19 protein-coding genes and 1 tRNA gene are annotated in these 17,462 nt (G+C 62.9%); 7 read left to right on the plus strand and 13 right to left on the minus strand.

Annotated elements, in window-relative coordinates; translation table 11 throughout:
* Positions 1-65 precede the first annotated feature (65 nt).
* The 4 genes from U0S50_RS06380 to eno all read right to left on the minus strand — a co-directional run bounded on the left by U0S50_RS06380 (position 66) and on the right by eno (position 4,427).
* Positions 66-1,439, minus strand: coding sequence for a pyruvate dehydrogenase complex E1 component subunit beta (locus U0S50_RS06380; RefSeq protein WP_322307936.1), 1,374 nt, complete (start codon positions 1,437-1,439; stop codon positions 66-68).
* A 1-nt stretch (position 1,440) separates the two neighbouring features.
* Positions 1,441-2,511 (minus strand): pyruvate dehydrogenase (acetyl-transferring) E1 component subunit alpha, encoded by a 1,071-nt coding sequence (gene pdhA / locus U0S50_RS06385; RefSeq protein ID WP_416194963.1) that lies wholly within the window; start codon positions 2,509-2,511, stop codon positions 1,441-1,443.
* A 202-nt stretch (positions 2,512-2,713) separates the two neighbouring features.
* A complete protein-coding gene (locus U0S50_RS06390; protein ID WP_322307937.1) occupies positions 2,714-3,040 on the minus strand; it encodes an FtsB family cell division protein in 327 nt (108 codons plus the stop codon).
* Between the two features lie 112 nt (positions 3,041-3,152).
* On the minus strand, positions 3,153-4,427 hold the full coding sequence (gene eno / locus U0S50_RS06395; protein ID WP_322307938.1) for a phosphopyruvate hydratase: 1,275 nt from the start codon (positions 4,425-4,427) through the stop codon (positions 3,153-3,155).
* Positions 4,428-4,675: 248 nt separating this feature from the next.
* On the opposite strand from eno, the gene U0S50_RS06400 reads away from it, so the two are divergent.
* From U0S50_RS06400 to U0S50_RS06420, 5 genes are all read left to right on the plus strand, one after another.
* Positions 4,676-5,239, plus strand: coding sequence for a hypothetical protein (locus U0S50_RS06400; protein ID WP_322307939.1), 564 nt, complete (start codon positions 4,676-4,678; stop codon positions 5,237-5,239).
* A 7-nt stretch (positions 5,240-5,246) separates the two neighbouring features.
* Complete coding sequence (locus U0S50_RS06405; RefSeq protein WP_322307940.1) at positions 5,247-5,702, plus strand: phage holin family protein; 456 nt, start codon at positions 5,247-5,249, stop codon at positions 5,700-5,702.
* Positions 5,702-6,103, plus strand: coding sequence for a hypothetical protein (locus U0S50_RS06410; RefSeq protein ID WP_322307941.1), 402 nt, complete (start codon positions 5,702-5,704; stop codon positions 6,101-6,103). The genes U0S50_RS06405 and U0S50_RS06410 overlap by 1 nt, the downstream gene beginning before the upstream one ends.
* On the plus strand, positions 6,087-6,455 hold the full coding sequence (locus tag U0S50_RS06415) for a hypothetical protein (protein WP_322307942.1): 369 nt from the start codon (positions 6,087-6,089) through the stop codon (positions 6,453-6,455). Before U0S50_RS06410 ends, U0S50_RS06415 begins: the two co-directional genes overlap by 17 nt.
* 83 nt (positions 6,456-6,538) lie before the next feature.
* Positions 6,539-6,757: a DUF4170 domain-containing protein gene (locus U0S50_RS06420; protein WP_322307943.1), complete on the plus strand. Its 219-nt coding sequence runs from the start codon at positions 6,539-6,541 to the stop codon at positions 6,755-6,757.
* Between the two features lie 36 nt (positions 6,758-6,793).
* Here U0S50_RS06420 and U0S50_RS06425 read toward each other — a convergent pair whose 3' ends face one another.
* The 3 genes from U0S50_RS06425 to U0S50_RS06435 all read right to left on the minus strand — a co-directional run bounded on the left by U0S50_RS06425 (position 6,794) and on the right by U0S50_RS06435 (position 10,639).
* Positions 6,794-7,072 carry an ETC complex I subunit gene (locus U0S50_RS06425; RefSeq protein WP_322307944.1) on the minus strand — a complete coding sequence of 93 codons (279 nt, stop codon included), beginning with the start codon at positions 7,070-7,072 and terminating at the stop codon, positions 6,794-6,796.
* Positions 7,073-7,137: 65 nt separating this feature from the next.
* Complete coding sequence (gene hrpB, locus U0S50_RS06430; RefSeq protein ID WP_322307945.1) at positions 7,138-9,618, minus strand: ATP-dependent helicase HrpB; 2,481 nt, start codon at positions 9,616-9,618, stop codon at positions 7,138-7,140.
* 7 nt (positions 9,619-9,625) lie between these two features.
* Positions 9,626-10,639, minus strand: a complete 1,014-nt coding sequence (locus U0S50_RS06435) for a polyprenyl synthetase family protein (RefSeq protein WP_322307946.1) — start codon at positions 10,637-10,639, stop codon at positions 9,626-9,628.
* A 108-nt stretch (positions 10,640-10,747) separates the two neighbouring features.
* Between U0S50_RS06435 and U0S50_RS06440 the strand changes: the two genes are divergently transcribed.
* A complete protein-coding gene (locus U0S50_RS06440; protein WP_322307947.1) occupies positions 10,748-11,035 on the plus strand; it encodes a chorismate mutase in 288 nt (95 codons plus the stop codon).
* Positions 11,032-11,727 carry a glutathione S-transferase N-terminal domain-containing protein gene (locus tag U0S50_RS06445; RefSeq protein ID WP_322307948.1) on the plus strand — a complete coding sequence of 232 codons (696 nt, stop codon included), beginning with the start codon at positions 11,032-11,034 and terminating at the stop codon, positions 11,725-11,727. Before U0S50_RS06440 ends, U0S50_RS06445 begins: the two co-directional genes overlap by 4 nt.
* 36 nt (positions 11,728-11,763) lie before the next feature.
* On the opposite strand, the gene U0S50_RS06450 is transcribed toward U0S50_RS06445, so the two are convergent.
* The 6 genes from U0S50_RS06450 to lon all read right to left on the minus strand — a co-directional run bounded on the left by U0S50_RS06450 (position 11,764) and on the right by lon (position 17,398).
* The gene (locus U0S50_RS06450) at positions 11,764-13,068 is read right to left on the minus strand and encodes a sensor histidine kinase (RefSeq protein WP_416194970.1); all 1,305 of its coding nucleotides are present in this window, start codon (positions 13,066-13,068) and stop codon (positions 11,764-11,766) included.
* 107 nt (positions 13,069-13,175) lie between these two features.
* Positions 13,176-13,841 carry a response regulator transcription factor gene (locus U0S50_RS06455; protein ID WP_322307949.1) on the minus strand — a complete coding sequence of 222 codons (666 nt, stop codon included), beginning with the start codon at positions 13,839-13,841 and terminating at the stop codon, positions 13,176-13,178.
* A gap of 99 nt (positions 13,842-13,940) precedes the next feature.
* The gene (locus U0S50_RS06460) at positions 13,941-14,249 is read right to left on the minus strand and encodes a hypothetical protein (protein ID WP_322307950.1); all 309 of its coding nucleotides are present in this window, start codon (positions 14,247-14,249) and stop codon (positions 13,941-13,943) included.
* A 74-nt stretch (positions 14,250-14,323) separates the two neighbouring features.
* Positions 14,324-14,398, minus strand: a tRNA-Val gene (locus U0S50_RS06465).
* Between the two features lie 162 nt (positions 14,399-14,560).
* On the minus strand, positions 14,561-14,833 hold the full coding sequence (locus tag U0S50_RS06470; protein ID WP_322307951.1) for an HU family DNA-binding protein: 273 nt from the start codon (positions 14,831-14,833) through the stop codon (positions 14,561-14,563).
* A gap of 168 nt (positions 14,834-15,001) precedes the next feature.
* Positions 15,002-17,398 (minus strand): endopeptidase La, encoded by a 2,397-nt coding sequence (gene lon / locus U0S50_RS06475; protein ID WP_322307952.1) that lies wholly within the window; start codon positions 17,396-17,398, stop codon positions 15,002-15,004.
* Between the last annotated feature and the right edge of the window lie 64 nt (positions 17,399-17,462).

The raw sequence follows: 17,462 nt of genomic DNA on the forward strand, positions 1-17,462 counted from the left end.
TCCAGGCGGCCTCGAGCCGCTCCGGATCGCGTCGTTGCTTCAACCCTCGCAAGGGACGACCGAGTTCAACCCCGGTTGCACACCGCCTTCACCGCCGCGATCACGCGCGGGGTGTCGACCAGCGCCGCCTTTTCCAGATTGGCAGCATAGGGCAACGGCACATCCTCGTTGCACACGCGCATCACCGGCGCGTCGAGGTCGTCAAAGCCCTGTTCCATCGCGACCATCGCGATTTCGCTGGCGATCGAGCAGACCGGCCAGCCTTCCTCGACGACGACCAGACGGTTGGTCTTTTTCAGGCTCGAAAGCACCGTTTCGGTGTCGAGCGGGCGCAGCGTGCGAAGGTCCACGACCTCCGCGTCGATGCCGTCGGCTGCCAGCGCGTCGGCGGCCTCGAGCGCAAGCCCGACGCCGATCGAATAGCTGACGATGGTGACGTCGCGGCCCTCGCGCATGATACGCGCCTTGCCGATCGGCAGGACATGATTGTCGAGGTCGGGAACTTCGAAGCTGCGACCATAGAGCAGCTCATTTTCCAGGAATACGACCGGATCCTCGCTGCGGATCGCGGCTTTGAGCAGACCCTTGGCATCGGCGGCGTCATAGGGTGAGATCACGATCAGCCCGGGGACATTTGCATACCAGGGCGCGTAGTTCTGGCTGTGCTGCGCCCCAACGCGGCTCGCCGCACCGTTGGGACCGCGGAATACGATCGGACAGCGCATCTGGCCGCCCGACATATAGTTGGTCTTCGCCGCCGAGTTGATGATGTGGTCGATCGCCTGCATCGCGAAGTTGAAGGTCATGAACTCGATAACGGGCCGCAAGCCGCCCATGGCCGCGCCCGAACCGAGGCCCGCAAAGCCATATTCAGTGATGGGCGTGTCGACGACGCGGCGCGCGCCGAATTCCTGAAGCAGTCCCTGCGTGACCTTGTAGGCGCCCTGATACTCGGCGACCTCTTCACCCATCACGAACACGCGATCGTCGGCGCGCATTTCCTCGGCCATCGCATCGCGCAGTGCTTCGCGGACGGTCAGCTTGACCATCGCGGTCCCTGCCGGAACGGCCGGGTCGGACGCTCGCTGCGTCGGTGCACTCGGGGCCAGAGCCGGAGCAGCCGCCGGCGCCGGGGCAGCTTCGACCGCCTTGGGGGCTTCCGCGACCGGAGCCGGCGCGGGAGCAGCCGCATCTTCACCCTCGCCCGCGATCGTCGCGATCACGGCTCCGACCTTCACATTATCGGTGCCTTCGGCGACCAATATCTGTACAATCGTGCCCTCATCGACGGCTTCGAATTCCATCGTCGCCTTGTCGGTCTCGATCTCGGCCAGGATGTCGCCCGACTTTACCGTATCGCCTTCCTTGACGAGCCACTTGGCGAGCGTACCTTCTTCCATGGTCGGCGACAGCGCCGGCATCTTCAATTCGATCGCCATCTCAATATTGCTCCACCAGCACGTCGGTATAAAGTTCGGCCAGATCCGGTTCGGGCGCGCTTTCGGCGAAATCGGCCGATTCAGCGACGATGGCGCGGATTTCCTTGTCGATCTCCTTGATCCGGTCTTCGCTGATCCCGGCGCCTTCCATGATCTTTTTCAGGCCCTCGATCGCATCGCTCTTGTCGCGCACTGCCTGCACTTCCTCGCGGCTGCGATATTTCGCAGGGTCGGACATCGAATGGCCGCGATAGCGATAGGTTTTGAGCTCCATCAGCACCGGCCCCTTGCCCGCGCGTACCCATTCGAGCGCCGCTTCGGCCGCGCCGCGCACCGCGAGCACATCCATGCCGTCAACCTGCATGCCCGGAATACGGAAGCTTTCGCCGCGGCGATAAAGCTGATCCTCGGCCGACGAACGATTGACCGACGTCCCCATGGCATATTGGTTATTCTCGATCACGAAGATGATCGGCAGCTTCCACAGCTCGGCCATGTTGAAGCTTTCATAGACCTGACCCTGGTTCGCAGCGCCGTCGCCGAAATAGGCCATGGCGACACCGCCGTCGCCGCGATATTTGTGCGCGAAGGCAAGCCCGGTACCCAGCGACACCTGGGCGCCGACGATGCCGTGGCCGCCATAGAATTTATGCTCGACGCTGAACATGTGCATCGACCCGCCCTTGCCGCGCGAAATGCCCGCGGCGCGGCCGGTGAGTTCGGCCATGATGACCTTGGGATCAATGCCATAGGCGAGCATGTGGCCATGGTCGCGATAACCGGTGATCACGCTGTCCTTGTCGCCGTCAAGCGCCGACTGGAGTCCCACCGCCACGGCCTCTTGGCCGATATAGAGGTGGCAAAAGCCGCCGATCAGGCCGAGGCCGTAAAGCTGCCCGGCCTTTTCCTCGAAGCGGCGGATGAGCAGCATCTCGCGATAGAATTTCTCGAGCTCTTCCGGCGATGCGTCATAGGGCACCGGATCGCGCGGCTGTTCGCGATTGGTCGTGGGAGCTGGGGTGGAAGCAGATTTTTTTGGCGCGGCAGTCTTGCCCGCAGGTGCTTTGGCCAAGGCGGTTTCCTTTGCATTTAGCCGTTACGGCAAGGCTCCCTATAGGAGCGCCCGGCCATGTTTGGCAACGCCCGCTTGGGCGGCGCCAGGGCGCAGCATTACGTATGCAGCAAAGACCGCCCAGCCCCATCCCATCCATGGCACGGGACGCTCTCCAAGCCGAAGAAAGCGAACGCAAAATCCGGAAATGACGCCGCAAAGCCTATTCGGCCGCGTCGGGCTCCATCGGAATAATCACCTCGTCCGGATGATAGGCGCCCAGCTTTTCGCGCACATATTCTTCGGCAAGGTCGGGATCGACACGCTGGCGATCAAGCAGGTTGACCCGGTTCTGAAGCTCGTTCTGCTTCTTCGAAAGCTCGGTCAGCACGACGCGCTTCTTCTCGACCGACTGGCTGTAGTCGCCCCAGGCGTAAAGCCCCGTCGGCCCGAAGATGATATAGCCGATCATCGCCAGCACGGCGATCAGTGCCAGGGCCGGACCGGCTGCCCGATTCATGGATCGGCGAAATTTGTGGCGCTGGCTCATTGGGCTTCTTGAATCACAGACGATATATGGCGTCAAGGCACCATATCAATTTGTCCCGGGCGCGGCCTTATACCGCACCCGGGACATCGAAATCCTCGATTGAAAACGGGCTTCAGCCGAAAATGGCCATCCCCGGATAGCGCGCCATGTCGCCCAGTTCTTCTTCGATGCGGATCAACTGGTTATACTTTGCAAGCCGATCCGAGCGCGCAAGGCTGCCGGTCTTGATCTGGCCGCAGTTGGTCGCGACGGCGAGGTCCGCGATCGTCGAATCTTCGGTCTCGCCCGAACGGTGCGACATGACCGCCGTATAGCGCGCGCGGTGCGCCATATCGACCGCGTCGAGCGTTTCGGACAAGGTGCCGATCTGGTTGACCTTGACGAGCAACGAGTTGGCAAGGCCGTCCTTGATCCCTTGTTCCAGTCGGGCCGGGTTGGTCACGAACAGATCGTCGCCGACCAACTGGCACCGGTCGCCGATCAGGTCGGTCAGCGCCTTCCAGCCCGTGAAGTCATCCTCGCTCATGCCGTCCTCGATCGACAGGATCGGATAATCCTTCACGAGCGCCGCGAGATATTCGGCCATCTGCTCCGGGCTCAGCGACAGTTTTTCTCCGCTGATCTCATATTTTCCGTCCCGGAAGAATTCGGTCGCGGCGCAATCGAGTGCAAGCACGACATCGGTGCCGAGCTTGAATCCAGCCTGATCCACCGACGCCGCGATGAAGTCGAGCGCATCGCGCGTCGAGGCAAGATTGGGAGCAAAACCGCCCTCGTCGCCCACCGCCGTCGCGAGGCCTTTTTGCGACAGACCTTTTTTGAGCGTGTGAAAAATTTCGCTGCCCCAGCGCACTGCTTCGGCGATGCTGCCGGCGCCGACCGGCATGATCATGAATTCCTGAACGTCGATCGGATTATCGGCATGTTCGCCGCCGTTGATGATGTTCATCATCGGCACCGGCAGTGTGCGCGCCGACACCCCGCCGACATAGCGATAGAGCGGCAGGCCGCGCGCATCGGCCGCGGCCTTGGCGGCGGCCAGGCTGACGCCGAGGATCGCATTGGCGCCAAGCCGCCCCTTGTTCGCGGTGCCGTCCAGATCGATCATCGCCATGTCCAGATCGCGCTGATCCTCGGCGTCCATGCCGATCAACGCCTCGGCAATTTCGCCATTCACGGCGTCGATCGCCTTGGTAACGCCCTTGCCCAGATAGCGCGCCTTGTCGCCGTCGCGCAGTTCGACCGCCTCATGCGCGCCGGTCGACGCACCCGAAGGCACCGCGGCACGGCCGAAGCTGCCGTCTTCCAGCAACACATCGACCTCGACGGTGGGATTGCCCCGGCTATCGAGAATTTCGCGGCCATGAATGTCGATGATGGCGGTCATGAATATCGTCCTGCTGGCGCCCCGCACGGGGGATCGTTGATGGAGCCGAAGCCGGATCGACTTCGTGATTGGCGGCACCCGGCCCCTTGGCGCGTGCCTGTTATCGGCGCCGCGTCCGCATGGCAATACGGAGAGGAATTTCTCGCCGCTATGGAACCAAATCGCGCGCGTTGCTATATATCTTCATACAGGACCAAAAGGGCGACGCGGCTGGCGCGGCGCCCCGATAAGAAGAAGAGGACGATCCGATGGCAAAGGCCGCGACACCCGCGACGAAAAAAGCTGCTCCCCGCCCCAAGGCCCCGGCGAAAGCCGCCGCAACAAAAGCGGCACCGGCGCGCAAGCCAGCCGCTGCGAAAAGCACCGCCGCCAAGAGCAGCGCCAAGGAGCATCCCATCCGCGATCAGCTGGCTGTTACGCGCGACACCATCAAGGCCGAAGCCAGCAAGAAAGCCGCCTCGCTGAAGGAAGAAGCGACGAGTTTTGCCAATCAGGCTTCGGCCAAGGCACGCGAAGCCGCAGCCAAAGGCAAGGACAAGGCCGCCGAAACGGTCGGCACCTTCGCCAAGATGCTCGAAGACAGCGCCGAAACGGTCGATAGTAAATTCGGCAAACAATATGGCGATTATGCCCGTTCCGCGGCATCCACCGTCGCCGGCCTTGCCTCGACCCTGGACAAAAAAGATCTCGACGAGCTTGCTGCCTCTACCCGCGACATGGTGAAAAAGAACCCTGCGGTGGCCGCCGGGGCAGCCGCCGTGCTGGGCTTCGTTCTTGCCCGCATGTTGAAGGGCGGATCGAGCAACGACTGATCCTGCCTTGTCGTCCAACGATCCCCAAGCGTCCGATTCACCGAACCAGCGCAGCTTCGATGGCGTAAGCCATGGGTTCGCCCCCGACGGGCGTCCCCCGGCCCCGTCGCCATCGGTGCCGTTGGAAGCGCTGGTCCGCGACCTCGTCGAAAATTTGTCGGAAACGGCAAAGGCCGAACTCGCCCTGCTCGAAGCGCGAGGCGCGCTGGCTGGGCACGGCGCAAAATGGGCATCGGCGTGGGGCTTTGTCGCGGCATGCGCCTTGCTGGTTGCGATGCTGGCGGTCGCCTTTGGCGCCATACTGGCACTGGCTCCGCATGTCGGCCCCTTGCTGGCGACGCTCATCGTCGTGGCGTCGCTGATCGCGCTCGCCGGATTTGCGGCTTGGCGGGCAAAGCGCGGCGCCGACGATATACGGACGGCCTTTCGGCGCGACCTGATGCACGAAGGGGAAAGCGACTGATGTCCGGATCGCGCACACGGTTGGTCAACGCCGTACGCCGCTCGATGATCCAGCGGGCGCAGTTGCAGCGCAAGCTCGGCCTCGCAAAGGAGGAGTTCCGCCCCGGCGCGCTGTTCGGGCGCGGCAAAGCGCAACTGGGCGCAAAAGTCGACGACGCCGCCCATGCGGTACGCCAGCAGGTTCGCGACAATCGGTGGCCGATCGCTCTTGCCGCCGCAGCCGGGCTAGCCTGGGTATTCCGGGAACCGATCAAGGAACATGCGCCCAGACTGGGGCGCCGGATCAAATCGATCGCTGACGATATCGCTGCCCGCCTTCACGGCTCCGACGCAGGAGACGACAGCGATGCAGCGAACCAACAGGACCAGACAGAGGAAGACGAGAATGAAACCCTTCGCTGAAACCGCCCGTGACACCCGTGCAAAAGCGAGTGAACTTGCGGAGAAAACCGCCGAAAATGCTCGTGCAACCGCAGAAGCGGCAAAGGTACGGATACAGGATGGTTACGGCCGCGCCCGCGCCGCGACGAGCGATCTTGCAGCCAAGGGCCGCGAACAGGCAGAAGTTGCCCGCGACGCAGCGGAACAGGCGCTGGAAAAAGGCAAGGTTCAGGCCAAGCGCGCCGGTGGAAAGCTCAAGGAAGTGGCAGAGGAACAACCGATGGCACTGCTCGCCGGTGCGCTGGCGGTCGGCGCCCTGATCGGCTCGCTCATTCCCAAGGGCGACGGGCCCAAGGGGGACCGGAAGGACTGACCCGCTTGCCGTAACGGCGCGGCACTGGTAGGGGGCGCCTCCTCTCCCCCTCCCTACCGCGTTTTACGCCAAGGAAAGCGAAAATGAGCAAGCTGCATCTGGTTTTCGGCGGTCGCGTCAGCGATCCGCAAGGTCTGGATTTTGTCGATCTGGCTAATCTCGACGTCGTAGGCCTGTATCCCGATTACAAGGCCGCCGAAAAGGCTTGGCGCGCCGCTGCGCAGCGCACCGTCGACGACGCCGAAATGAAATATGTGGTCGTCCACCTGCACAAGCTTCTGCAACCCACTGCAGAAGACTGACATACCCCGCCATCCCGGCGAAAGCCGGGATCGCAATCAGCGGAAATTGTCGGCGTAGGCCTGGATCTTCAGCTTGCGTTCGGGCGTCGCGATCACTTCGGCTTCGATACCGTTCCGCGCTGCATAGGCAATCGCCTCATCCCGGCTGGCAAAGCCCAAGCGTAGCTGACGCTGCGTATCGCCACTTCCCGCCCAGCCCATCAGCGGGTCGGCCTGACGCGCCTCGGTTGGCGCGAATTCCAGAATCCAGCGCTGCGTACCGGCGCGGCCGGACTGCATCGCATTCTTTGGTTTCTGGAAAATCCGCGCTTTCATAACTTGTCCTCAATTGCTGACTATGCCGCCGCCTTAGCCCTTTGCGCCGCTGTCGGAAAGAGGGCTTATTGTGCGTCGCGCCGCGCCTGTGCCGCCTTGGTGAGCAGCGTCGGACGCGCCGTTGCCGGATCGTCCGGCCAGCTGTGCTTGGGATAGCGCCCGCGCATCTCGCGCGCCACCTCGTGCCAGCTCCCGCTCCAGAAGGACGTGATGTCGCGGGTCGTCTGAATTGGCCGGTGCGCCGGTGAAGTCAGCGCCAGCACCAGCGGCACCGCCGGGTCACCGACGGTTGGATGTCGCGCCAGACCGAACATCTCCTGCACCCGCACGCTGACCGTCGGACCGCCCGCCGCGCTATAATCGATGGCATGGCGGCTTCCCGCCGGGGTCGTATAATCGGCGGGCGCCAGCTTTTCGAGCAGTTGCCGTGCGGGCCAGTCGAGCAGCGCCGCCAGCGCGTCGGTCAAACGCCGGTCGCCAATGTCGCGCAACCCCCGGCATCCCGCCAATAGCGGCGCAAGCCACAGTTCCAGACTGTCGGCCAGCGCCGCCGTCGACAGCATGTCGAGCCCGGCAAAAGAGGCGCGCTGGCGGAGCGCCTGCGCCTGATCGCCCCAACCGATCAGTCCCAGCCCCTTTTCGCGTACCGCCGCCAACCGCACCGCGACATCCTCATCCGCACTAGTGCCGCGCGGCGCCTGACCGCTGGTCAAGGCAATCGCGCCGAGCCGCCGTTCGCGGCGGTGGTCGACGCGGTCATTGGCCACGTCATACACGCTGGCGCTGTGCTGGACGATCTGGTCGGCGAAGATCGCTTCGACCTCGGCCGCATCGATCGCGGCGGCGGCAAGAATGCGTACCCCCGCAGCATGGCCCTGGGCATCGGCGATGGCAATCCACTCGCTGCCTGCCAGCGGATCGAGCGGGTCGAGGCGATAGGCGCGCCCGCCCGCGCTCAGATATTCGCCGCGCTGTCCGGCGCGCTGGCGCGCAATGCGATCAGGCCAGGCCGTCGCGATCCAGCCGCCAATCGAGCGGTCATCGCCGCCCATCGACGTCGTTCGATCCCCCAACCGCTCGCCAAGCGCCGCCAAGCGCCGCGCAAGCCGCCCCGCGCCTGCTGCACGGTCGCCCTTCATCCCGCCCCAGCGTTGTAACCGTGCCTCGACATCGACACCGCGCCCGCCGAGCCCCGGCTCGGTGAGCAACACCGCAAGCCTCGCCGCGGTTTCGGCCTCACCCGCGCCGCCCGCCGCAATCAGCATGTGCGCCAGCGGCACCGGCAGCGGCACCGATGCCAGCGCCCGCCCGCCTGCGGTGATACGGCCATCGTCGCCCAATGCACCGATCGCCTGAAGGCGCCCCTTGGCCTCGGCCACTGCCGCGGGCGAAGGCGGGTCGAGCCAACCGAGCTGACGCGGATCGATGATCCCCCAGCTTGCGCAATCGAGCACCACCGGCATCAGGTCATTCTCGTGGATTTCGGGCGGATCGAACGGCGTCATCCCGGCGGTCGCCGCCGCCTCCCAAAGCCGATACGCGACCCCGGCCCCTTGCCGCGCCGCACGCCCGGCGCGCTGGGTCGCCGATGCCTGGCTGGCGCGTTCGGTGACAAGCCGCGCGATTCCGGCCGCCTTGTCGAAACGCGGACGACGCGACAAGCCCGCGTCGATCACGATCCGGACCCCGTCGATCGTCAGACTGGTTTCGGCGATACTGGTTGCAAGGATCAGCTTGCGCCCGCCAGCCGGATCGCGAACAAGCGCTTTTCGCTGCAACGCCGGATCAACCTGCCCATGCAACCGATGGACGGCAAGCGGCAGGCGTGCGTCCTCCACTGCCGCAGCCGCACGCTCAATCTCTGCTGCTCCGGGAAGGAAGGCGAGCATATCGCCATCATCCTCGTCGACCATCGCCTGGCGGACGGCGGCAAGAATGCTCGCCTCGAGCCGATCTTCCGCCCGGCGACCGATGTGGCGGACATCGAGCGGCCAGGTCTTTCCTTCACTCCTTACCACCGGCGCATTGCCGAGCAGCGCCGCGAAACGCGCCCCGTCGAGCGTCGCGGACATGGCAACCAGGCGCAGTTCGTCGCGCAGCCCCTGCTGGGCGTCGATCGCCAATGCCAGCGCAAAATCCCCGTCGAGGCTGCGTTCATGCACCTCGTCGAACAACACCGCCGAGACACCCTTGAGCTCGGGGTCGGCGAGAATCCGATTGCGGAACAGGCCGGGGGTCATGACAAGCAACCGCGTCGCCGCCGATTGCTTGCTGTCGAGGCGGGTCGCATAGCCCACCTTGTCGCCGATCGGCACGCCCATCTCTTCGGCGATCCGTTCGGCAGCGGCGCGTGCCGACAGCCGCCGCGGCGACAGCAGCCAGATCGCCTCGCGGCACCACGGCTGATCGAGCAACGCAGGAGCGATGCGCGTCGTCTTCCCTGCCCCCGGGGGCGCCACAACGACACAATTTGGTTTCAGCGCCAGCGCCGCCGCGACATCCGGCAGCACCGCATCGATCGGCAGGCTCGACCGCAGAGGGTTCATCCCTGTTCTAATAGGCGCGCGCGACAGCGAAGGCGACGGCCTCGGTGAGCGCCGCCTTTGCCTGGCTCGCGCTGAAACCGCCAATCGCATCAATCGCACGCTGGCCATAGTGACGCGCGCGCGCCAGCGTATCCTCTATCGCGCCATGCTTGTGGAGCAGCTCGGTCGCATAAGCCAGATCGGCGTCCGACGCCCGGTGGCCGACCATGGCAAGTTTCCAGAATTCGCGCTCTTCCGCCGTACCGCGCGCATGGGCGAGAATCACCGGCAATGTGATCTTGCCGTCACGAAAATCGTCACCGACTCCCTTGCCCATCGTTTCCGCGTCCGACACATAATCGATCGCATCGTCGACCAGTTGGAACGCGATGCCCAAATTGCGCCCATAGGCATCGAGCGCCGCCTCGGTCGCTTCGTCGCGTTCGGCTACGACCGCAGCGATCTTGCTCGCCGCCGCGAAGAGTTCGGCAGTCTTGGCGTTGATGATCGCGAGATACTGGTCCTCGCTCGTTTCAATACGGCGCTGCGCCGACAACTGGTTGACCTCTCCTTCCGCGATGACCGCCGAAGCGCGCGACAGGATTTTCAGGACCTTCAGCGAGCCGTCTTCGACCATCACTTCGAATGCCCGGCTGAACAGGAAGTCACCGACCAGAACCGACGCACTGTTGCCCCAGATGATGTTCGCGGTCTTGCGCCCGCGGCGCAGGTCCGACCCGTCAACGACATCGTCATGGAGCAGCGTCGCGGTATGAATGAATTCGACCGCAGCGGCGAGCTTGCAATGGCGGCGCCCCGGATAGTCGAGCAGCTTTCCGCACGCCAGCGTCAGCATCGGCCGCATCCGTTTTCCGCCGCCTGCGATCAGATGCCCCGCGAGTTCGGGGATCAACGGCACTTCCGACTGCATCCGGTCGAGGATCACCGCATTGACTTCGTTCATATCGGCGGCGACGAGCGCCATCATCGGGTCGAGCGAGGGCGGATTGTCGCCGTGCAGTTGATGGATTTCGGCAGTCATGATGGGGGCTGCATTGGCCGCGCGGCGGCGATTTTGCAATGACTTTCGGCTTGCCAGCGCCCCCCCGGCGGTGCCAAGCGTGCCCCGCACGAGAGGAGCAGCGCCCGCATGTACGACCAATTGAGCCGGTATCGCCAAAGCATCGACAATATCGACGCGGCACTCGTTTATATGCTCGCCGAACGGTTCAAGGTGACCAAAGCCGTTGGCGAACTGAAGGCGCAGGGGGGACTGCCTCCTGCCGACCCGGCTCGCGAGGAAAGACAGATCGAAAGATTGCGGAGCCTCGCCCGCGACGCCGATCTCGATCCCGAGTTCAGCGAGAAATTCCTGCGCTTCATCATCGAGGAAGTGATCCGCCACCACCAGCAGGCCAAGCGCGAGACGGAGGCGTGAGCGCGGATCATCCGATATTCGCGCGTTGGCCTTCCCGGCATCCCGACAGACTGCAACTTTTCACCGCGCCGACCCCCAACGGCGTGAAAGCCAGCATCATGCTGGAAGAATGCGGTTTACCTTATGAAGCGCACCGGATCGACATCATGGCAAACGAAAGCCACGACCCGGCGTTTTTGGCTCTCAACCCCAATGGCAAGATCCCGGCGATCTATGATCCCGATGGCCCTGACGGCAAACCCCTCGCACTGTTCGAATCGGGCGCGATTCTGATCTATCTGGCCGACAAGACAGGACAGTTTCTGCCGTCTGCGCCCGCCGGGCGATATGAAGCGATACAGTGGCTGATGTGGCAGATGGGCGGCGCCGGGCCGATATTTGGCCAGCTCGGCTTCTTTCACAAGTTCGCCGGTCGCGATTATGCCGACAAGCGCCCCCGCGACCGATACGCAAAGGAATCGGAACGGCTGCTCAACGTACTCAACGACAGGCTGGTCGATCGGCCATGGATCGTCGGCGACACATACAGCATCGCCGACATTTCGTTGCTTGGCTGGATCCGCAATCTCATCGGCTTTTACGATGCTGGCGAAATTGTGGGATATGAACGGTTCACCAATATCCAGCGCTGGTTGGCGGCCGGCCTGGCACGGCCCGGGGTCCAGCGCGGTTTGACGGTGGGTGCAGGCTGATTGGCAGACCAGCCCCCGGGGACCGTCCGCGGACGCTCAGCCAGCCGGCAACCGGAGTCGAACCAGCAGACCGCCGAGATCTTCGCTTTCCTCCAGCGCAATGCTGCCGCCATAAATTTCGGCCACATCGCGAACAATCGCCAAGCCCAAGCCGGTCCCGGGCTTTCCACTGTCCAGGCGGACACCGCGATCGAATATTCGGACGCGATCGACTGGTGAAATTCCCGGTCCATCGTCCTCGACTTGTATCTCGGCCTCATTCCCGTCGCGCAGCACCGTGACGAAGACGCTTCCGCCGCCATATTTGGCAGCATTTTCAAGAAGGTTTCCGATCAGTTCGTCGAGGTCCTGCCGCTCTACACGCGTCACCAACGCCTTGTCCCCATCCGCATCGAGCCGAACGTCCGGATAAAGGCGCGCGATCGCCCGTGACACACTATCAACACTGTCCCACACGTTCGAACGGGCCTGGGCAGCCCCGCGGCGCCCGACCGCGCGAGCACGGGCCAGATGGTGTTCCACCTGCCGCTGCATCGTCGCCGCTTCCCGCCGGATGGTTTCGGCCAACTCGGTGCCCGACCCCGACGCGCTGTTGAGCAATACGGTGAGCGGCGTTTTCAACGCATGGGCAAGATTGCCGGCGTGGAGCCGCGCCTCCTCCGCCTGTTTTTCGTTATGGGCGAGAAGCGCGTTCAACTCCTCGACCATCGGCTGCACTTCGAGTGGCAGAGGCGCAGTAACGCGGCGATTATGACCGCCGCGCATCGCCGCAATCGCCCGCCGAATATGCCGCAACGGCCACAGTCCGTAAAATGTCTGGAGCGCAGCAAGAATGATCAGTCCGATTCCCAGCAACGCCAGGCTGGGAATCAACGTGCTCCGTACCGCCCCGATCTGGACGTCGAGCGCCTCGCGCGATTGGGCAATCTGGAACCGCCAGCTGACATTGCTGCCGGGAAGGATGACATTGCGTTCGAGAACCCGAAGCTGCTCGTCGGGAAACTGATTGCTGTCATAGGTGTGAATTTCGTCATCGACGTGTGGCGTCGGCGCTTTCAGCGTGCGCTCCCACAGCGAACGTGATCTGTAAGGTTCCTGATTGCCGCCGCTGATCTGCCAATAAAGGCCGCTATATGGCTCCAGAAAGCGCTGATCACCCAGCGGTTCTATCTGGCGAACCTCTCCCTCCGGACCGATTTCCGAAGACCGGATCATCGCGATCAGCACATATTCGAGGCTGGTATCGAAATTTCGCGTGATCGCGCTGGTCAGCACTCTGTCGAGCGCAAAGCCGCCGCCGATCAGCAGCACAGAAATCCAGATCGCCGCAATGGCGATCATTCGCCGTGCCAGCGACCCGGTCAGGCGGCTCGACAACGCGGGGCGCGAGGCGGCGTCATCCGCCGCTTTGTCCATCTCCACGCTGTCATCTGTCATTCGGTCAGAGCTCAACCCTGTGGGTCGTCGAGCTGATAGCCGAGCCCGCGGATCGTCGTGATGATGTCCGCACCCAATTTCTTGCGGATACGCGTCACAAAGACTTCGATCGTATTCGAGTCACGATCAAAATCCTGATCGTAGATATGCTCGATCAACTCGGTCCGCGACACGACCTTGCCCTTGTGATGAAGCAGGTAGGACAGAAGCTTATACTCCTGCGCCGTCAATTTGACGGGCTCCCCATCAAGCGTCACGCGGCCCGACCGGGTATCAAGACGCACCTTTCCTGCGATCAGTTCGCTCGACGCATTGCCCGACGCACGGCGGATCAGTGCGCGCAGACGGGCAATCAGCTCCTCGGTCTGGAAAGGCTTGGCCAGATAGTCATCGGCGCCGGCATCGAGGCCGGCAACCTTGTCAGACCAGCTGTCGCGCGCTGTCAGGACTAGAACGGGAAAATTCCGTTTCTCTTTCCGCCAGCGGTCGAGAACGGTCAGCCCGTCAACCTCGGGCAGACCAAGGTCAAGAATCACGGCGTCATAGGTTTCGGTGGACCCGAGAAAATGTCCATCCTCCCCATCGGTGGCAAGATCGACGGCGTAGCCGGCGCCCTCCAGCGTCGCTTTGAGCTGGGGTCCCAGCGTGGGTTCGTCCTCGACGATCAGAATACGCATTCAGGCGCCTTTCCATTGCGCGCCGGTTCACCCGGTCGCGATTTACGACTGTCTAACAATTCACAACGATCATCGCAAAATGTCGTTGCAGGCTGAATGTCAGGGCTTGCGTCCCACGATCCGACCGGTGCGGGCATCGACATAGACAACCACGACCTGGCTGCCATCCATAAACTTGAGCGCATAGATCATCTGCCGCGAGTCAAATTGCGGCCCGCCGAGATAGGTCATGTCGCTATAGGGCGAACGCGAACTGACCTCGGAGATCAGGCGCTTCAGCGGGATTACCTGTCCTTGAGCGGCAGCTTCGCGCAGATGCTCCTGGTCGCGGTCGCCGCGCGCTAGCGCGGGCATGGCGGTACCAAGCAACAGGGCAGAAGCAAGCGAGATGGTCAAAGTGCGGATCATGGCCGGATACCTAATGCAGAAGCATTGAATAGGCGATGAATGGCATAAGGCAACGCCGAACAGCGCCACCGCCATGGTGGGCGCGACAGGGATTGAACCTGTGACCCCACCCGTGTGAAGGGTGTGCTCTACCGCTGAGCTACGCGCCCGTTCCGGCATCTGGGCGATTGCCCGCTTCCGAAAGCTGGACGTCCATAGCCTGTGGCGCGGTGAATGCAACGGCGATTTGCACCTTCACAACCGATAAATACAAATCGGGCCGCGGCTTGCGCCGCGGCCCGAGATGTTTTCGCCAAAAGGCACTGCCGTTATTAGTTGACGGCGTCCTTGAGAGCCTTGCCGGCCTTGAACTTCGGCTGGTTCGATGCCGCGATGGTCATCGTTTCGCCGGTGCGCGGGTTGCGGCCGGTCGAGGCCTTGCGCTGGCTGACGGCAAAGGTGCCGAAACCGACGAGACGGACTTCGCCGCCCTTCTTCAGCGTACCGGTGATCGCGTCGAAAACGGCTTCAACCGCCTTGCTCGCGTCACCCTTGGTCAGGCCGCTCGAGTCAGCGACGGCGGCGATCAGGTCTTGTTTGTTCATGCCTAAGGAACCCCTGCATATGGTTGGATAAGTGATTCATGGCCGAGCCATGGCGCGCCACTAACGCTGTTTCAGGCAGGCTTGTCAAAGCAAAAAACCACGAAAACCGGCCCAAAATGCCGATTTTGCGATGAAAAGCCTCACGACAAACCCGCTCTTACTTACACGCTAGTGACGAATCGCATTTTCAGCATCGCCGCCGGGTGCGATCGGCGGTGACGCTGCCAGTTCGTCCGCTTCGGTCCATTCGATCGGTTCCACCGGTGCGACCAGTGCTTCGGCTAGCACCTGGTCGACGTGACTGACCGGAATGATCTTCAGCGTCTCGGTGATGTTCGCCGGGATTTCGACCAGATCCTTTTCATTTTCCTCTGGAATCAGGACGGTCGTGATCCCGCCCCGCAGCGCCGCGAGCAGTTTTTCCTTGAGCCCGCCGATCGCCAGCACGCGGCCACGAAGGGTGACTTCGCCGGTCATGGCCACATCCTTTCGCACCGCGATGCCGGTGAGTGTCGAGATCATCGCGGTGACCATGCCGATGCCCGCCGACGGGCCGTCCTTCGGCACCGCCCCTTCGGGCAAGTGGATATGAATGTCCTTGCGTGCGAAAAGACTGGGACGGATGCCATAGGCGGGCGCGCGCGCCTTAACGAACGACAGCGCGGCCTGCACCGATTCGGTCATCACCTCGCCAAGCTTGCCGGTGGTCTTGACCTGCCCCTTGCCCGCCGCAGTGACGGCTTCGATGGTCAACAGCTCGCCGCCTACCTCAGTCCAGGCCAGGCCCGTAACCGCGCCGACCTGATCCTCCCGGTCGCCGACACCATGGCGGAATTTCCGAACGCCGGAAAATTCCGACAGATTTTCGGGAGTGACGGTGACGCTTTCCGCCTTTCCTTCCAATATCTTGCGCAGCGCCTTGCGAGCCAGCCGTGCAATTTCCCGTTCGAGCGTCCGGACGCCGGCCTCGCGGGTGTAATAGCGAATAAGGTCGCGCAGCCCTTCTTCGGTAAGTTCGAATTCGCCGTCCTTCAGCCCATGCGCTTCGACCTGTTTGGCGATGAGGTGGCGTTGGGCGATTTCTACTTTTTCATCTTCTGTGTAACCTTCGAGCCGGATGATCTCCATCCGGTCGAGCAGCGGCTGCGGCAGATTGAGCGAGTTGGCGGTGGTCACGAACATCACGTCGCTAAGGTCGACGTCGATCTCGAGATAATGGTCCTGAAACTTCGTATTCTGTTCAGGATCGAGCACCTCGAGCAGCGCCGATGCCGGATCGCCGCGGAAATCCTGGCCGAGCTTGTCGATCTCGTCGAGCAGGAACAGCGGGTTCATCGTTCCCGCCTTTTTGAGGTTGGTCACGATCTTGCCCGGCAGCGATCCGATATAGGTGCGGCGGTGGCCGCGGATTTCGGCCTCGTCGCGCACGCCGCCGAGCGACTGGCGCACGAATTCGCGGCCCGTCGCCTTGGCGATCGAGCGGCCGAGCGAGGTCTTGCCGACCCCCGGCGGGCCGACGAGGCACAGGATCGGCCCCTTCAGCTTGTTGGTGCGCGCCTGCACGGCCAGATATTCGACGATCCGGTCCTTGACCTTTTCGAGCGCATAATGGTCGTCGTCGAGGACGGCTTGCGCCTTGGCGATGTCCTTCTTAAGCTTCGACTTCTTGCCCCACGGCAGGCCGAGCAGCGTGTCGAGATAATTGCGCACCACCGTCGCTTCGGCCGACATCGGAGCCATGGCTCGCAGCTTCTTGAGCTCGGCTTCGGCCTTTGCCTTGGCTTCCTTTGACAGTTTGAGCTTGTCGATCTTTGCCTGAAGCTCGGCAAGGTCGTCGCCGCCCTCGCCGCCGTCATTACCCAGCTCGCGCTGGATCGCTTTTAGTTGTTCGTTTAGGTAATATTCACGCTGACTCTTTTCCATCTGGCGCTTCACGCGGCCGCGGATCTTCTTTTCGACCTGCAGCACGCCGAGTTCGCCCTCCATGAAGGCGAACACCATCTCGAGCCGCTTCGCCGGGGTATCCTCGACCAGCAGCGCCTGCTTGTCGGCGACCTTGATGTTGAGATTGCCCGCGACCGAGTCGGCGAGACGCGAGGCGTCGTCGATCTGCGACAGCTGGACCGCGGTTTCGGCCGGCATCTTCTTGTTGAGCTTGGCATAGGATTCGAACTGATCGACGACCGAGCGCATCAGCGCCGCGGTATCGACGCTGTCGTCGACCATATCCGCAATCGGCTTCACATGCGCGATCACCGCCTTGTCGGACGTTTCGAGCGCCGTGAGCTTCGCGCGCTCCTTGCCCTCTACCAGCACGCGCACCGTGCCGTCGGGCAGCTTCAGAAGCTGCAGAACCGTGGCGATGACACCGACGTCGTAGAGGTCGTCGCGCGCCGGATCATCCTCACCCGGATCGAGCTGCGCGACGAGAAAAATCTCCTTGTCGGCTTCCATCGCGGTTTCGAGCGCGGCGACCGACCGGTCGCGACCGACGAACAGCGGCACGATCATGTGCGGGAAGACGACGATGTCGCGAAGCGGAAGAAGAGGAAAAGATTGCGTCATTATGGCTCCTGAGCGGCGTCCGTCACGAACGCATCGCCCTTTCTATGGGATATTGATCGCTAAT

Origin of the sequence: Sphingopyxis sp., from assembly GCF_034380315.1 — a bacterium.
Taxonomy (GTDB): Bacteria; Pseudomonadota; Alphaproteobacteria; order Sphingomonadales; family Sphingomonadaceae; genus Sphingopyxis.

Coding starts and splice junctions, on each gene's coding strand:
- U0S50_RS06435 (WP_322307946.1), bottom strand. CDS start 10,639: ATGACTGCCGAAATCCATCAACTGCACGGCGACAATCCGCCCTCGCTC.
- U0S50_RS06425 (WP_322307944.1), bottom strand. CDS start 7,072: ATGAAAGCGCGGATTTTCCAGAAACCAAAGAATGCGATGCAGTCCGGC.
- lon (WP_322307952.1), bottom strand. CDS start 17,398: ATGACGCAATCTTTTCCTCTTCTTCCGCTTCGCGACATCGTCGTCTTC.
- U0S50_RS06400 (WP_322307939.1), top strand. CDS start 4,676: ATGGCAAAGGCCGCGACACCCGCGACGAAAAAAGCTGCTCCCCGCCCC.
- U0S50_RS06380 (WP_322307936.1), bottom strand. CDS start 1,439: ATGGCGATCGAATTGAAGATGCCGGCGCTGTCGCCGACCATGGAAGAA.
- U0S50_RS06415 (WP_322307942.1), top strand. CDS start 6,087: ATGAAACCCTTCGCTGAAACCGCCCGTGACACCCGTGCAAAAGCGAGT.
- hrpB (WP_322307945.1), bottom strand. CDS start 9,618: ATGAACCCTCTGCGGTCGAGCCTGCCGATCGATGCGGTGCTGCCGGAT.
- U0S50_RS06410 (WP_322307941.1), top strand. CDS start 5,702: ATGTCCGGATCGCGCACACGGTTGGTCAACGCCGTACGCCGCTCGATG.
- eno (WP_322307938.1), bottom strand. CDS start 4,427: ATGACCGCCATCATCGACATTCATGGCCGCGAAATTCTCGATAGCCGG.
- U0S50_RS06450 (WP_416194970.1), bottom strand. CDS start 13,068: ATGATCGCCATTGCGGCGATCTGGATTTCTGTGCTGCTGATCGGCGGC.
- U0S50_RS06390 (WP_322307937.1), bottom strand. CDS start 3,040: ATGAGCCAGCGCCACAAATTTCGCCGATCCATGAATCGGGCAGCCGGT.
- U0S50_RS06420 (WP_322307943.1), top strand. CDS start 6,539: ATGAGCAAGCTGCATCTGGTTTTCGGCGGTCGCGTCAGCGATCCGCAA.
- U0S50_RS06470 (WP_322307951.1), bottom strand. CDS start 14,833: ATGAACAAACAAGACCTGATCGCCGCCGTCGCTGACTCGAGCGGCCTG.
- U0S50_RS06460 (WP_322307950.1), bottom strand. CDS start 14,249: ATGATCCGCACTTTGACCATCTCGCTTGCTTCTGCCCTGTTGCTTGGT.
- U0S50_RS06440 (WP_322307947.1), top strand. CDS start 10,748: ATGTACGACCAATTGAGCCGGTATCGCCAAAGCATCGACAATATCGAC.
- U0S50_RS06455 (WP_322307949.1), bottom strand. CDS start 13,841: ATGCGTATTCTGATCGTCGAGGACGAACCCACGCTGGGACCCCAGCTC.